Source organism: Streptomyces agglomeratus, assembly GCF_001746415.1.
Lineage (GTDB): Bacteria > Actinomycetota > Actinomycetes > Streptomycetales > Streptomycetaceae > Streptomyces > Streptomyces agglomeratus.
Window position 1 is genome coordinate 3,216,624 of record NZ_MEHJ01000001.1, and the last position, 13,600, is coordinate 3,230,223.

At 73.2% G+C, this 13,600-nt stretch carries 15 protein-coding genes; 4 read left to right on the forward strand and 11 right to left on the reverse strand.

The annotated features are described in order from the left end of the window. Positions 1–28: 28 nt before the first annotated feature. Positions 29–1,609 (reverse strand): acyl-CoA mutase large subunit family protein, encoded by a 1,581-nt coding sequence (locus AS594_RS13605; RefSeq protein WP_069927294.1) that lies wholly within the window; start codon positions 1,607–1,609, stop codon positions 29–31. Positions 1,610–2,009: 400 nt separating this feature from the next. On the opposite strand from AS594_RS13605, the gene AS594_RS13610 reads away from it, so the two are divergent. After that, positions 2,010–2,771, forward strand: a complete 762-nt coding sequence (locus tag AS594_RS13610) for a L,D-transpeptidase family protein (RefSeq protein ID WP_167368019.1) — start codon at positions 2,010–2,012, stop codon at positions 2,769–2,771. Between the two features lie 310 nt (positions 2,772–3,081). Here AS594_RS13610 and AS594_RS13615 read toward each other — a convergent pair whose 3' ends face one another. From AS594_RS13615 to AS594_RS13660, 10 genes are all read right to left on the reverse strand, one after another. After that, positions 3,082–4,167, reverse strand: coding sequence for a hypothetical protein (locus tag AS594_RS13615; RefSeq protein WP_069932916.1), 1,086 nt, complete (start codon positions 4,165–4,167; stop codon positions 3,082–3,084). Further along, positions 4,167–4,922 carry an RNA polymerase sigma factor gene (locus AS594_RS13620; protein ID WP_069935110.1) on the reverse strand — a complete coding sequence of 252 codons (756 nt, stop codon included), beginning with the start codon at positions 4,920–4,922 and terminating at the stop codon, positions 4,167–4,169. The genes AS594_RS13615 and AS594_RS13620 overlap by 1 nt, the downstream gene beginning before the upstream one ends. A gap of 283 nt (positions 4,923–5,205) precedes the next feature. Continuing rightward, on the reverse strand, positions 5,206–6,198 hold the full coding sequence (locus AS594_RS44655; protein WP_069932915.1) for a hypothetical protein: 993 nt from the start codon (positions 6,196–6,198) through the stop codon (positions 5,206–5,208). After that, on the reverse strand, positions 6,195–6,824 hold the full coding sequence (locus AS594_RS13630; protein WP_069927299.1) for an RNA polymerase sigma factor: 630 nt from the start codon (positions 6,822–6,824) through the stop codon (positions 6,195–6,197). Before AS594_RS13630 ends, AS594_RS44655 begins: the two co-directional genes overlap by 4 nt. A 192-nt stretch (positions 6,825–7,016) precedes the next feature. Beyond that, a complete protein-coding gene (locus AS594_RS13635) occupies positions 7,017–7,385 on the reverse strand; it encodes a cupin domain-containing protein (RefSeq protein ID WP_069927300.1) in 369 nt (122 codons plus the stop codon). Between the two features lie 132 nt (positions 7,386–7,517). Continuing rightward, the gene (locus tag AS594_RS13640; RefSeq protein WP_069927301.1) at positions 7,518–7,781 is read right to left on the reverse strand and encodes a S1 domain-containing protein; all 264 of its coding nucleotides are present in this window, start codon (positions 7,779–7,781) and stop codon (positions 7,518–7,520) included. Positions 7,782–7,903: 122 nt separating this feature from the next. After that, the gene (locus AS594_RS13645) at positions 7,904–8,491 is read right to left on the reverse strand and encodes a hypothetical protein (protein ID WP_069927302.1); all 588 of its coding nucleotides are present in this window, start codon (positions 8,489–8,491) and stop codon (positions 7,904–7,906) included. Between the two features lie 97 nt (positions 8,492–8,588). Continuing rightward, positions 8,589–9,095 (reverse strand): hypothetical protein, encoded by a 507-nt coding sequence (locus AS594_RS13650; RefSeq protein WP_069927303.1) that lies wholly within the window; start codon positions 9,093–9,095, stop codon positions 8,589–8,591. A gap of 32 nt (positions 9,096–9,127) precedes the next feature. Beyond that, the gene (locus AS594_RS13655; protein WP_079144620.1) at positions 9,128–9,958 is read right to left on the reverse strand and encodes a DUF4328 domain-containing protein; all 831 of its coding nucleotides are present in this window, start codon (positions 9,956–9,958) and stop codon (positions 9,128–9,130) included. Positions 9,959–10,134: 176 nt separating this feature from the next. Next, positions 10,135–11,766 carry a beta-N-acetylhexosaminidase gene (locus AS594_RS13660; RefSeq protein ID WP_079144882.1) on the reverse strand — a complete coding sequence of 544 codons (1,632 nt, stop codon included), beginning with the start codon at positions 11,764–11,766 and terminating at the stop codon, positions 10,135–10,137. Positions 11,767–11,893: 127 nt separating this feature from the next. On the opposite strand from AS594_RS13660, the gene AS594_RS41050 reads away from it, so the two are divergent. From AS594_RS41050 to AS594_RS13675, 3 genes are all read left to right on the forward strand, one after another. Continuing rightward, positions 11,894–12,577 carry a 2-oxo-4-hydroxy-4-carboxy-5-ureidoimidazoline decarboxylase gene (locus AS594_RS41050; RefSeq protein WP_240509005.1) on the forward strand — a complete coding sequence of 228 codons (684 nt, stop codon included), beginning with the start codon at positions 11,894–11,896 and terminating at the stop codon, positions 12,575–12,577. Positions 12,578–12,725: 148 nt separating this feature from the next. Continuing rightward, the gene (sdhC, locus tag AS594_RS13670) at positions 12,726–13,106 is read left to right on the forward strand and encodes a succinate dehydrogenase, cytochrome b556 subunit (RefSeq protein ID WP_079144618.1); all 381 of its coding nucleotides are present in this window, start codon (positions 12,726–12,728) and stop codon (positions 13,104–13,106) included. Positions 13,107–13,111: 5 nt separating this feature from the next. Continuing rightward, the gene (locus tag AS594_RS13675) at positions 13,112–13,588 is read left to right on the forward strand and encodes a succinate dehydrogenase hydrophobic membrane anchor subunit (protein ID WP_069927306.1); all 477 of its coding nucleotides are present in this window, start codon (positions 13,112–13,114) and stop codon (positions 13,586–13,588) included. Positions 13,589–13,600: the final 12 nt, after the last annotated feature.

A 13,600-nucleotide genomic window follows, 5' to 3' on the forward strand; every position in this document is an offset into this window, starting at 1 on the left:
CGGGTCACGTGTGAGTGACGCACCCGCCTCAGAACGCGTTCGTCGGGACGTACGTCCCCCAGACCTCGCGCAGCGCGTTGCAGACCTCGCCGACCGTCGCCCGGGCCCGCAGCGCGTCCTTCATCGGGTACAGGACGTTGTCCGTGCCCTCGGCCGCCTTCTTCAGCTCCACCAGCGCCGCGTCGACCACCGCCTGGTCGCGCTCCGCCCGCAGCTTCGCCAGGCGTTCCGCCTGCTGGGCCTCGATCGCGGGGTCGACGCGCAGCGGCTCGTACGGCTCCTCCGTCTCCAGCTGGAAACGGTTGACGCCGACCACGACACGCTCGCCGCCGTCCGTCTCCAGGGCGATGCGGTAGGCGCTGCGCTCGATCTCGTTCTTCTGGAAGCCGCGCTCGATCGCGTTGACCGCGCCGCCCATGTCCTCGACCTTCTCCATCAGCTCCAGGGCGGCGGCCTCGACCTCGTCGGTCATCTTCTCGACGACGTACGAGCCGGCGAACGGGTCGACGGTGGCCGTGACGTCCGTCTCGTACGCCAGGACCTGCTGCGTGCGCAGCGCGAGCCGGGCGGACTTGTCGGTGGGGAGGGCGATGGCCTCGTCGAAGGAGTTGGTGTGCAGGGACTGGGTGCCGCCGAGCACGGCCGCGAGGCCCTGTACGGCGACGCGCACCAGGTTGACCTCCGGCTGCTGCGCGGTGAGCTGCACGCCCGCCGTCTGCGTGTGGAAGCGCAGCATCAGCGACTTGGGGTTCTTCGCGCCGAACTCGTCGCGCATGACCCTGGCCCAGATCCGGCGCGCGGCGCGGAACTTGGCGACCTCTTCGAGGATCGTGGTGCGCGAGACGAAGAAGAAGGAGAGGCGCGGGGCGAAGTCGTCGACGTCCATGCCCGCCGCGACGGCGGTACGGACGTACTCGATGCCGTCGGCGAGCGTGAACGCGATCTCCTGCGCGGGCGACGCCCCGGCCTCCGCCATGTGGTAGCCGGAGATCGAGATCGTGTTCCACTTCGGGATCTCGGCCTTGCAGTACTTGAAGATGTCCGCGATCAGGCGCAGGGACGGCTTGGGCGGGAAGATGTACGTCCCGCGCGCGATGTACTCCTTCAGCACGTCGTTCTGGATCGTGCCGGTCAGCTTGTCGGCCGGTACGCCCTGCTCCTCGCCGACCAGCTGGTACATCAGCAGCAGGAGCGCGGCGGGCGCGTTGATCGTCATCGACGTGGAGACCTTGTCCAGCGGGATCCCGCCGAACAGGACGCGCATGTCGTCGATCGAGTCGATCGCCACACCGACCTTGCCGACCTCGCCGCTCGCGATCGCCGCGTCGCTGTCGTGACCCATCTGGGTCGGCAGGTCGAAGGCGACCGACAGGCCCATCGTGCCGTTGGCGATCAGCTGCTTGTAGCGGGCGTTGGACTCGGTGGCCGTGCCGAAGCCCGCGTACTGGCGCATGGTCCAGGGGCGGCCCGTATACATCGACGGGTACACGCCTCGCGTGAAGGGGTACTGGCCGGGCTCGCCCAGCTTCTCCGCGGGGTCCCAGCCCTCCAGGGCGTCCGGCCCGTACACCGGCTCAATAGGCAGTCCCGACTCCGACTCGCGCGCCATCTGCTGTGCCTCCCGCTGAACGTACTGGCTGGTAATGAACCGACCCTCGCGACGGACTGTAGCGGCGGGCGTGCGGCGGGTGGAGAGCCGCAGCCTGGGACCTTGCTCACAACAACGTAGCTCTTCCCGTCATGCGGTGCTTTCGCAACCGGGCGGAGCGGGAAACAGTCTTCACAGACATACGAGATACCGGGGCGGGGCGGGATGGACGAGAAGCAGCGGTACCGGGGGCCCATACGCGGACGAAGGGCGGCGGCAGCGGCCGCCACCGCCGCCGTGGTGGCCCTGACGGCGGGGTGTACGGCGCAGGCGAGCGGAGCCGGAGCGCCGGGCGGCACGCGACCGGGGCAGCGGTTTCCGCCCGCCGGACGGGGCGGCGGCCGGACCGGCGGACAAACCGGTGAGCGCCCCCACAGCGGCGCCCACCGGGTCCGCGGAGCAGTCGCCCGGCGCCGCCGCGAACGCCTCCCCGGCGGCCACGCGGCCGGCGTCGCCGTCCGGGGCCGGGCCCACCACCCGGCCGCCGGCGCCCAGGGTGTTCCTGGCGCGCGGGGCCGAGGGCGACCCCGTACGCGAACTCCAGGCCCGGCTCCGCCAGATCGGCCACTTCACCCGCACCCCCACCGGCCACTACGGCTCCGTCACGGCGGCCGCCGTCACGTCCTTCCAGGGCAAGCGCGCCCTGCCCCGCACCGGAACGACCGACACGGTCACCTGGGACAGGCTGCTCGGGATGACCAGGAAGCCGACCCGCGCCGAACTGCACCCCACGACCGCCGACCCGGTGGCCGCCCCCGACCCGCGCTGCCTGACGGGCCGGGTCCTGTGCGTCAGCAAAACCAGCCGCACGCTGTCCTGGATGATCGACGGGCGGGTCGTCTCGGCGATGGACGTGCGATTCGGGTCGCAGTACACGCCCACCCGCGAGGGGACGTTCGAGGTGTACTGGAAATCCCGGCACCACGTCTCGACGCTGTACGACAGCCCCATGCCGTACGCCCTGTTCTTCAGCGGCGGGCAGGCCGTCCACTACTCGTCGGACTTCGCGGCGCGCGGCTACGGCGGTGCGTCGCACGGCTGCGTCAACGTGCGGGACGAGGGGAAGATCGCGAGCCTCTTCGGGCAGGTGCGCAACGGCGACAAGGTCGTCATCCACTGGTAGCCGGGCGGGCCGGCGGCGGAGAGGCCTCGGAAGAGGAAGAGGAGAAGTGGCGCGGGCGGGACCGGGGGAACGTGTCCCGCCCGCGCCTGTTGCGCGGAGCCGAAGGTACGGGGGGAACCCCGGCTCGTCGCGCTGCCGATGACCAGTCGGCTCACTCTGTACTGCGTCACTGGCTCAAAAAACGTCACACCCCGCTGTGCGGTGGGGGAAAAGCGCAGGTCAGCGCGGTGTGTGGCGAGTGGGCCGGGGCGGCGCGGGCGCTTGCCGGCGGGCCGGGTCGGCGCGGTGGGGCCCCGGTGCGGCGGGCCGGTCAGCCCTGCTGGGACGAGGCGCCGACGGGCGCGGCGGACGGCTCGACCGTCGTCGGCGTGGACGGCGGGGTGTACGCGATCGACGGCATCCGGCGGTGCACACCTTCCGGGGCGCCCTGGCTCCCGTCGGTCCCGTCGCTCCCGCCGTTCTTGTCGGCGTCGCCCCGGCCGTCGTCGCGGCCCTCGCCGCCCGCGTCGCCGCCGGTGCGGCCTGCTCCGGGATCGCCCGCGCCGTCGTCGCTGCCGCCGGACCCGTCCCCGGAGCCGTCCCCGTCCAGGAGGCGGTCGCAGAAGCGCTCCACCCGGTCGGCGCCCTTGGCGGCCGCCTCCAGGCGTCGTTCGCGGTCGGGTGCGAGATCGCCGGAGCGGTAGTCCTGGCAGGCTTTGGCGGTCTTGCGATACCAGTCGCGGGAGTCCGCAGCCTCGCCGGCGCCGTCATCCGTTCCCGGTACGTCGTCGCCCGTCCGGCCGGGGAGCGTGGGAAGCACTCCGGTGCCGGACCCGGGTGAGGACTCGTGCGTACCGGCGCCCGCGCCTTCCCCGGAGCCGTCCCCGCTGCCCGGACCGCGGTGATCGCCGTCGGGGGTGCCGGTGGTTTCCGGGGTGGGCCCGCCGGGCTCGCCGGGTGCGGCGGTGGTGGTCCCGGGGTTGACGGGCGGCGGCGTGGCGGCGGCGGACACGGTGGACGCGGGCGCCGGGCCGCTGTCGCGGCCGAAGGGGCTGGGCAGTACGCCCGTGCCCGCCGCCACCGCGACGCCGCCGAGCGCGACACCTGCGAGTGCCCCGGCCAGTCCGATCCGTACGGGGCGGGCCCAGCGCACCGGCACGGCCGCCCTGCGTCCGATACGTATCGTGGAGAAGCCTTCGGGGGACGCGGCCCTCGCCGTGCGGAACGCCGCCAGCGCGGCCGCCTCGCCGGGGAGTTCCCGCGCCTCGTGGCCGCCGGCCCGGGCGACGCCGTCCAGTGCCGCCGTCAGGCGCTCGGCCTCGGCGCGTGCGTGTTCGCCGAGCGGCCCGACCGGCTCTCCGCGGAGCAGTCGCTCCGCCGCGTCCTTGTCGAGCCACTCGTAACGCTCGTCGGCCATCACATGTCCTTCTGCGTCCGCGCGCATGAATGCGTCACACCGGCGGAAGTCACCTGCCCCGGTCGCGGACGTCGCTGGGGCGGTACGGCGCCGAGCTCCGGCCTTCCGCCGGCCGGGCCCGCAACGGTACCGCTGACGGCCTCACCGCCTTCGCCGCCGATCCCCCCGCCGCCGCCCACGAGGGCGGCGTCCACGGCGGCGGCGTCCGCCGCGTTCAGCAGCTCCGCCAGCCGCTTCAGACCGCGGTGCGCGGCTGTCCGTACGGCGCCGGGGCGCTTGCCGAGGGTCTGGGCGGCGCTCTTCGCGTCGAGCCCGACGACGACGCGCAGGACGACGGCCTCGGCCTGGTCCTGCGGGAGCTGGGCGATGAGGGCGAGGGTGTCACCCGTGGCCAGGGCTTCCATCGCCTCGCCGGCGGTGTCGGAGGCGCCCGGCTTCGCGGCCAGTTCCGTCTCGTCACCGCCGACGACGGGTCGCCTGCCGCGCATCCGGATGTGGTCGAGAGCGCGGTTGCGCGCTATGCGCGCCGCCCAGCCCCGGAACCGGTCGGCGTCACCGCTGAACCGGTCGAGGTCGCGGGCTATCTGGAGCCACGCTTCGGAGGCGACGTCCTCTGCCTCCGGGTCGCCGACCAGCGTTCGTATGTAGCCCAACAGCCGCGGGTGCACGGCGCGGTACACAGTACGGAAGGCGTCTTCGTTCCCGTCCTGCGCCGCGAGCACCGCGGTGGTCAGCTCCGCGTCGTCCCCCCGCACTCCCTCAACCTGTTCCAAGTCGCAGCTGGTCACCACTGCCGCGCAGCTCCGCGCGAACCAGCACGCTACGGCGTTCCGAGGGGTCGCGTCCACGTCTTGTACAACGCGCAACTGCCTGCTGACAGAGAGCGCTGTGACAGAAAACGCATCCCCGGCGCTGAGAGTAGTACGGGCCGCCGCACGGTCCGCGGACGGCGACCGGGGCCTCTCCTGTGGGGGGTGGCGGCCCCGGTCGTCCTTCCTCGGCCGGCGGCGGCCCCATCTTGCGCCTTCGGGGCCCGCGTCACCGCGCGCGGGTTCCGCCCACGCCGTCGCCACGGGTGCCGCTGCCGCCCGGCCGGCCGCCGTCGCCGCTGTCGCCCTCGTCCTCGCCCGCACCCGCGGGCTTCGCGGCATCGTCGGGGTTCGCGGGATCCGCTGCCGTGCCGTCGTCCGGCTCGGCCTCGTCGTCCGGCTTGGCGTCGTCCGGCTTGGCGCCGTCGTCCTGCCCGGCCCGCGGCTGGTCAGGGATTCCGGACGAGGCGGCCGGCTTCGGGGTCTTCGAGCCCTTCGGTGCCTTGGTTGCGCCCTTGTCCCCCGCTCCCTGCCCCGGCGGCCGTTCCCCGCTCTCCAGCACGCCCTCGCAGTACTCCTCCACCGTCAGTCCGGCGTCGGCGGCGCCGGCCGCCAGCGGGGCGGGAGCCGCACCTGGGCCGGAGGCCGAGCGCCCGAGGGACACCAGGTACGCGACGCAGTGCGCCACGTCGTCCCCCGTCCGGGGCGGGCGCGCGGCGCCGGAGCGGGTGACGCCGGCCGACGGAAGGCGTGCCGCCCCCGCCCCGTCCTCGCCCGCCCGCTTCGCCCGGGGGGCGGCCGGGGCGCCGCTGCGGGTGGCGCCGGCCGCCGGAGCACCGGAGCCACCCGTACCGCCGTCGCCCATGCCGAACGGCGCCGGGATGATCCCGGTGCCGGCGGCCAGCGCCACCCCGCCCAGCGTCACCGTCGCCGCGATCGAGGCGAAGGCCGCGCCGACCGGCAGGGGGCCGCGCCGCCGCCGGGACGGCCGCCAGTCGTCACGCCTGCGGGCCCGCCACCAGCGGCCCCGGAGGGCGTGTGCCCCGGAGTCGCGCGCCTGGCGGTACGCGGCGAGCGCCGCCCGCGCACCGGCCTCCGTGCCCGCGCCGCCGGAGCGGTCCGTGGACCGGCGTACGGCGGCCAGCAACGCCTCGACCTCCGGGGTGGCCGGATGCTCGGCCACCGCGTCCTGATCGGACGCCCGTTCCCATATCCGTCTCATGTCTCATCCTTCAGCGTGCGCGGCGCCGCGGACGTCACAACGCCCGCCCGGCCGCCGTCCGCCAGCTGCTCGGCCAGCCGCTTGAGCCCGCGGTATGCCGACGTCCGCACCGATCCGCTGCGCTTGCCCAGCACGCGGGCCGCCGCGGGCCCGTCGAGCCCGACGACCACGCGCAGCAGCACCGCCTCGGCCTGCTCGCGCGGCAGCGTGGCGATCAGCTCCAGCGCCTGCCCGGTCGACAGCGCCTCGATCGCGTCGTCGGCGGTGTCCTGCCGTCCGGGAAGCTCCAGTACGTCCTGCTCGATCACCGAGGTACGGGGCCTGCGCTTCTGCTTGCGCAGGTGGTCCAGCGCGCGGTGGCGGGCGATGGTCGCCGTCCAGCCGCGGAACCCCGCCCCGTCACCGCGGAACCGCCCCAGGTCGCGCGCGATCTCCAGCCACGCCTCGGACGTCACGTCCTCGGCGTCCTCACCCGCCAGCCCCCGTACGTACCCGAGCAGCCCCGGATGCACGAGCCGGTACGCCGTCGCGAATCCGTCCTCGTCCCCCTGCTGGGCGCGCTCGACGGCAGCCCCCAGCTCCTCGTCGCACGCCTGTGTACGACGCCGCTCCCCGCCCTTGCCCACACGTCCCTCTTCGTGCCGACTCGGCACTGGTCACCGTGCCCATGCCCCTCGGGAGCACGAGGCCCCCCATTGCTCTGCGCCCGCGGGCACGGAAACGTCACAGCCCTCCCCCGCACGGGCCCACGACGAGGCTCCGGCGCCGGACCCGGCGCCGGAGCACCGCGCGGCCTATGTCCTGCGGGTGTCCGGCCGTCAGCCGCCCATCTGCGCCTTGATGTGACCGACGACCTCGTTGAACTCCTCGGTCGGCGAGAAGTCGACGTACTCGCAGTCCTCCAGGGCCTCCGGCACGTGGCCGGGCGCCCAGTAGAACGCCTGGCCCGCCTCGTAGACCTCTTCGCCGTCCTTGGTCCGCATCTTCAGCCGCCCCTTGAGCAGGTATCCCCAGTGCGGGCACTGGCAGAGGTCGTCGGGCAGGCCCTTGGCCAGCGGCCCCATGTCCGTACCTCTGGGAAACCGTGCGAAGGCGACGGTCATGCCTCCGCCGACCTCCCGCATGCGCAGTTCCACTCCGCCGCCCTCGATCTCGACGGGAGCGTCGTTCCGGGTCGTTGCCTGCATGGCTCCTCCACGGCGGGCTCTTGGGAGGCTCGGGATGTCCCGCCTCCTCCCAGTCTGTCCCCGGGCTCGCACCCGTGCGACACGGTGGAACCGCCCGGCGAACGGACGTCCGCCCGGCGGCCACCGGCCCGATCACCGCAGGTGAAGCTTGAGCTGTTCATGGCCGTCCGTGTGGTCCACCACGACTCCGGTGACCGGGTCGCCCACTTCGGGCCACATCACCAGCGACCCGTCGGTGCCGCCGTGGTGCATCCCGGCGACATCCGCGAAGGCACTGCCCGGCCGGCCGCCGTCGATCGAGATGAAGATGCCGAAGGGAGCGACACGGTCCACCGTGCCCGTCACCTCGCTGCCGAACGGGAACTCCTGCTTCAGTGCGGTCCAGGCGTCACGCATTCCGGGTCCCTTCCTCTGCGGCGGCCCCGGCTCGCTCATCGGGCCGTGACGCACGCCGTTCGGTGGCCTCGATGCGGACGGTGAGGTGCTCGGCCGTCGTGCGGTCGCTCACGGGCATCGCTTCAGGCACTGCCGCGGGCCCGGCGCGACGCCGCCGCACGCAGCACGCGCTTGCCCTCGTTCGAGAGCTGGAGGGCATGGTTGAGGCCGCCGCCCGAGTCCTCGGACAGCATGTCGAGGAGCTGGCACTGGCGGCGCAGCTCGCCGGCCGTGAGCGGGCTGATGCCGTCGGTGTCGCCGTCGCGGTACGCCTTCACCCGCGCCTCGTGGCCGCCCGGTTCGACGCCGTCGAGCCGCAGGTGGACCTCCAGCACCGCGGCCGAGCAGTCCTCGGCCCAGGCGCGCAGCGCGGGCCGGTCGTAGGCGGCGGGGACGGCGGCGGCCATCCGGATGGCGAAGCCGGCGAGTTCCCCGGGGGCGGCGCCCGCGACGCGCTCCACCACGGCGGCGACCCTGCGCAGCCGGCCGAGCCAGGCGTCGCCGCCCTCCACCGCGACCCACAGCGGTCTCAGCGCCTCGTCCGTGTCGAGACCTATGCGCTCGGCGCCCTCGACGTACTCCAGCAGCGGCAGGCACCGGTCCAGGCAGGCCACCGCGCTCGCCGCCAGGGTCCGTTCGTCGGCGCGGCCGATCAGTTCCACCAGGGTCACGGTGCCTCCCTCGGCACAGCAGGGCCCGCCCGGTGCGGCCCTTCTCCTTCCGACTGCGTACCGGGCCGCGATTACGTCACAGTCCGCTCATCGCCGCTCACAGTCCCAGCCGGTCCAGGAAGCGGGCGAAGAGCTCCTCGGCCACGGGATCGGCCTCTTCGCGCAGTACGTCGAGCAGCGCGCCCGGGGCCACCGTCCGGCCGGTCGCGGCCGCCCATTCGACCGCTTTCGCCGCGGCTCGCTCCGGTGGCAGGAAGAGGTCCTCCAGCACCAGTCCGTCGGCGCCCAGGTGGCCCGCCATCGCCTCGCGTCCGAGGCAGCCGAACCAGGACCCGGCCGCCTCGGCGGAAGTGGCGGCCTCCACGACCACGCAGGCGCTGTCCATGACGAACGCGAAGATCGCGGGTGTTCCCGTCTCCCCGCACACCCCCCGGGCGAGCGCCCCCATGTCACCGACCTGCGGCTCACTGGGCCGCGCCCACACCTGCCAGCCGTCGCCCCGCGTCTCGTGGAGCGACAGTCCCTCCCGTACCTCGGCGAGCGAGGCCAGCTCGGAGAGCGGCCGCGCGCTGCGGCCCACGACGAAGTAACCCCAGAAACCCATGCCCCGCTCCCCCCATGGTTCCTACAGTGCTGTCACATTCTGCCTGCGCCGAGTGACTTCGCGGGCGGCTGGGTCGACGCGAAGGGCAGGGTGGCGGCCTTGTCGCTCTGCATGCGCGTCAGCGCGCGTACGAACAGGATCGCGAGCGCGGCGGCCGCGATGTCGAGGAGATCGGCGACGATCATCTGGTCGAGGGCGCCGAGGAGCGCGCCCGGCTCCTCGGCCTTCGCGTAGCGCTTGACGGCGTGACGGCCCAGGAGCGCCGCCACGACCCATGCCGTCCACCACGCGGTCAGGACGGTGTGCGGCTCCTGCTCGCGGGCGTCCGGGCCGTGGGGGTCCCGCCTGCTGGCCGCCCAGACGTCCACGGCAACCCCTCGCGGGAGCCAGAAGTTGCCGATGGGGACGAACCAGGAGCCGATCGCCCAGCCGGGCCCCTTGCGCTGGAGGTCCGGGGCGAAGACGCCGGCGTTCTTCCGCACCCGGGAGAACCAGGCAATGAACACGACGGCCGTCGCGAGGAAGACGGCCGAGTAGGCCGTGGACGAGACGGTCATCAGGGTGTCGGTGAGGTCCAGGTCCTCGACGGGCACGGCGGCGAAGCCCTCGGTCACCCGGTCGTCCCAGTGGCCCCGGGCCCGGAACGAGACGAACAGCGAGAACACGTCGGCCACGACGACGGCGCCGAGCAGGACCGTCACGGCGCGGGCGAGCCCGACCGGCGAGCGGGGCGCCGCGGGGGCGGCGGGCAGCGGCGCGGGCGGGCCCGGCGGCGGCGCGCCGTTCGCGGGGGCGGCCGCGCAGCCCTCGCAGGGCCCTGTGCCGGTGGTGGCCTTCTCGGTACCGCAATTGGCGCACAGCACGGCTGGGCGACCCCCCAAGGTGACGGGACGCCCCTCCCCCGAGGGGTGGCGACGGCGCGGGCGCCGACCGGCGCGCGCCCGCGGAACATACGCCGCCGCCGGCCGGGCCGTCCATCGCGTTCCCGGGCCCGGCGGGCCCGTCGGGCGGCCGGTCGGCCGCTCAGCCGGTCAGCCGGTCAGCCGGTCCGCTGCGACAGGGCCTTGAAGCCCTCCCAGTCCAGCGTCGGCGTGCCCGCGTCCCAGGTCTTCTGCGCCAGGGCGCGCATCGGGAGGTGGATGCCGCGCGCGACCTGCTCCTGCGTCTGGGCGTTCGCCAGGTCGCACCAGATGGCCAGGCGGCCGCCCAGGATCTGGTCGGCGTAGCGCGCGGGCACCGGGGTTGTGCCGCGCAGGACCAGCGGGGTCCAGGACTCGTAGATGCGGCGGCCCGTCGGATAGGTGAACGTGTTGGGCTCGCCGAGTACGTAGTAGAGGTACTCGTCGTTGGCGTTGACCACCTTGCGGCCCTCGCTCAGGTACTCCTGCGGCTGCCGGGCGCCGATCTCCTTGCCGGTCCAGTACTCGACCTCACGGTCCTGGTCGGACTTGACCACACCGCCCGCGTGCAGGCCGTCGTTCCACGCCTTGAGGATCTTGCCGTGCGGGCGCAGGGCCGCCGCGCGGTCGTTGAGCCAGCCGGTGGCGAGGTCCTGGACCTTCGCGTTCGGGCCGTACTTGCGGACCGCCTCGCCGGCGAGGCCCGGGTACGAGAGCTCCGGGTTCCGCTTGAGCAGGGCGGCGTACTCGTCGCCGCCGAGGTGCACGTACCTGCCGGGGAAGACGTCGGCGTACTCGCTCAGCAGGTCGTCCACGATCCGCGCCGACTTCGGGTTGGCGATGTCCACCGCGCCGGGCGTCGCCACACCGCGCGTGTCGCGCAGCTGGAGGTCCGGGTGCGCGTCCATGACCGCGCCGAGGTGGCCGGGCGAGTCGATCTCCGGGATGACGGTGATGTGGCGGCTCGCGGCCAGCTTCACGATCCGGCGGACCTCGGCCTTGGTGAGGTGCTGCTCGGACACGATCTCGGGGTGGCTGTCCGACTCGATGCGGAAGCCCTGGTCGTCGGAGAAGTGCAGACCGAGCTGGTTGAGCTTGAGGTCGCCCATCTCGCGGACGGTGTCCTCGATCCAGTCGGCGGTGAAGTGCTTGCGCGCGGTGTCGAGCATCACTCCGCGCTGCGGCTTGGCGGGCTTGTCGTGCACGACGCCCTCGGACAGGCGGCCGTCGGCGGCCAGGGCCTGCTTGACGGTGCGGGTTCCGTAGAAGACACCGGCCTCGTCGGCGCCCGTGACGCGCACCCGGCCGTCGCGGACGGTGAGGGTGTACGACTCGGGCGCGCCGCCGGGCTTCAGCGCCAGCTCGATGTCGCCCGCGCGGCCCGCCCCCGCGGCCGAGAAGCCGCGCTTCAGCTCCTGGGCCAGGAGCCGGCCCTCGTCGCCGAGGGCACGGTTGTCGCCCGGCGCCACGACGACACGCGTGGAGCGCTGGGGCTGCCAGCCGGGGCCCTTGGCCGCGTCGTACTGCCGCACCGAGGGGACGGCGCTGGGCGCCTTGGTCGGTCCCGCCTTCACAGGCGGCGCGGCCTTCGCGGCGGGCGCCGACCGCTTCGGCGGTGCGGACGAGGCGGGTGGCGCCGCCGGCTTCGGCTGAGCCGCCGGTTCGGCGGGCGACGCCGGTGGCGCGGACGGCGCCGGCTTCGCGACGGTGGCGACGAGCGGGACGATCAGGGAGACCGCGGCTACGGCCAGCGGCCCCCGGAATTGCGACATCATTGGGCGAACGATGCCCAATCAGCCCCCCATACGTCCACCAATCGTCCAGTATGTGTGGCCAACCTCTCCCGTTCGGGTGAGGTTCGCGCATCCGTCGGACAGCCTTACCGGAGCGTCGATAGCGTTGCGTCCCTTCCGTCCCAGCCTTCCCGGTCTCGTCCGCCCCACCCCTCCCCGCCGGCCCCCTTCCGAGGAGCTCCCGCTGTCCAGCGAATCGCCGGGACGCACGGCCGTACCCGCGCAGTGCCGGGGGCCCGTCGCCGCCGGTCTCGACCGGTTCAACGCCGCGCCCTGCGACGCCGCCGAGGCCGCACTGATCACCTGCTGCGCCAGCCTGCGCTGGGCGCGCCGGGTCGCCGCCCACCGCCCGTACCCGGATGTCGACGCGCTGCTGGCCGCGGCCGACGAGGCGGCGTACGACCTGTCACGGGACGAGATCGCCGACGCGCTGACCAGGGAGTCCTCCACCGGTCTCGGCGAGGGCGCTCCCCCCGCCGCGCTCACGGCGCTGCGCGCGGCCCACGCGGCGTACGAGAGCAGCTTCGGCCACGCCTTCGTGATCTGCCTGGACGGCTACCGGCCCGAGGAGCGGCTCGACCACGTCCTGGCGGGCATCCGGTCACGGCTGGGCAACGAGGCTGAGGAGGAACGGGTGGTCGCCGCCGACGAGCTGCGCCGGCTCGCACGGGGACGGCTCGCCCATCTTGTTTCGGATCCCGGGAAAGCGGATGTTTGTCCGACAAACACCGATCTCGCAGGCCACAGCGGTTGCGGGGACCGCCCCGATAGCCCGTCCGTGGCTGTTTGATTGCCTCTTTGATCACACCAGTGGACCCCGCGCGAACGAACCGACAAGTCGTCGCTACGATGGCCGGGGCCGGTGGACCGTACCCGGCCGGGCCAGACCGACACTGAAGCCGGCATGGCCCCTATCCCCGCTCCCGGAGGGTTTTTCCGTGCCGGCTGGAACGCTGTATCGCGGCCGGGAAGGTATGTGGTCCTGGGTGGCTCATCGAGTCACCGGCGTCCTCATTTTCTTCTTCCTGTTCGTGCATGTCCTCGACACCGCTCTCGTCCGCGTCTCTCCCGAGGCATACGACGATGTCGTGGCCACCTACAAGACCCCTCTCGTCGCCCTGCTCGAGTACGGACTTGTCGCCGCCATCCTCTTCCACGCGCTGAACGGCCTGCGGGTCGTCGCCGTGGACTTCTGGTCCAAGGGCACCAGGTACCAGAAGCAGATGCTCTGGGCCGTCATGGGCATCTGGATCGTGCTGATGGCAGGCGCCCTCTACCCCGTGCTCGGCCACGCCGTACGCGAAGTCTTCGGGAGCTGACGCAGATGTCGATCGAGACCAATTCCGCGGTTGGCCCCGTCGAGGGTGAGAGCCTGTACGACGTCGACAACCCGGCTCCCCTCATCGAGGCCCCCCGCGCTCGTACCAAGAAGACACCCAGGTCGACGCGCACGAACTTCGAGCTGTACGGCTGGCTGTTCATGCGGCTGTCCGGCATCGTGCTGGTCGTCCTCGTCCTCGGCCACCTGCTGATCCAGCTCGTGCTGGACGGCGGCGTGTCCAAGATCGGCTTCGCCTTCGTGGCCGGCCGCTGGGCCTCGCCGTTCTGGCAGACCTGGGACCTGCTCATGCTGTGGCTGGCGATGCTGCACGGCGCCAACGGCCTGCGTACCGTGATCAACGACTACGCGGAGCGGCCGAACACCCGCTTCTGGCTGAAGAACCTGCTGTACACCGCCACGGTGTTCACCGTCCTTCTGGGCACGCTGGTGATCTTCACCTTCGACCCGAACATCCGCTAGGCCCGGGGCTGA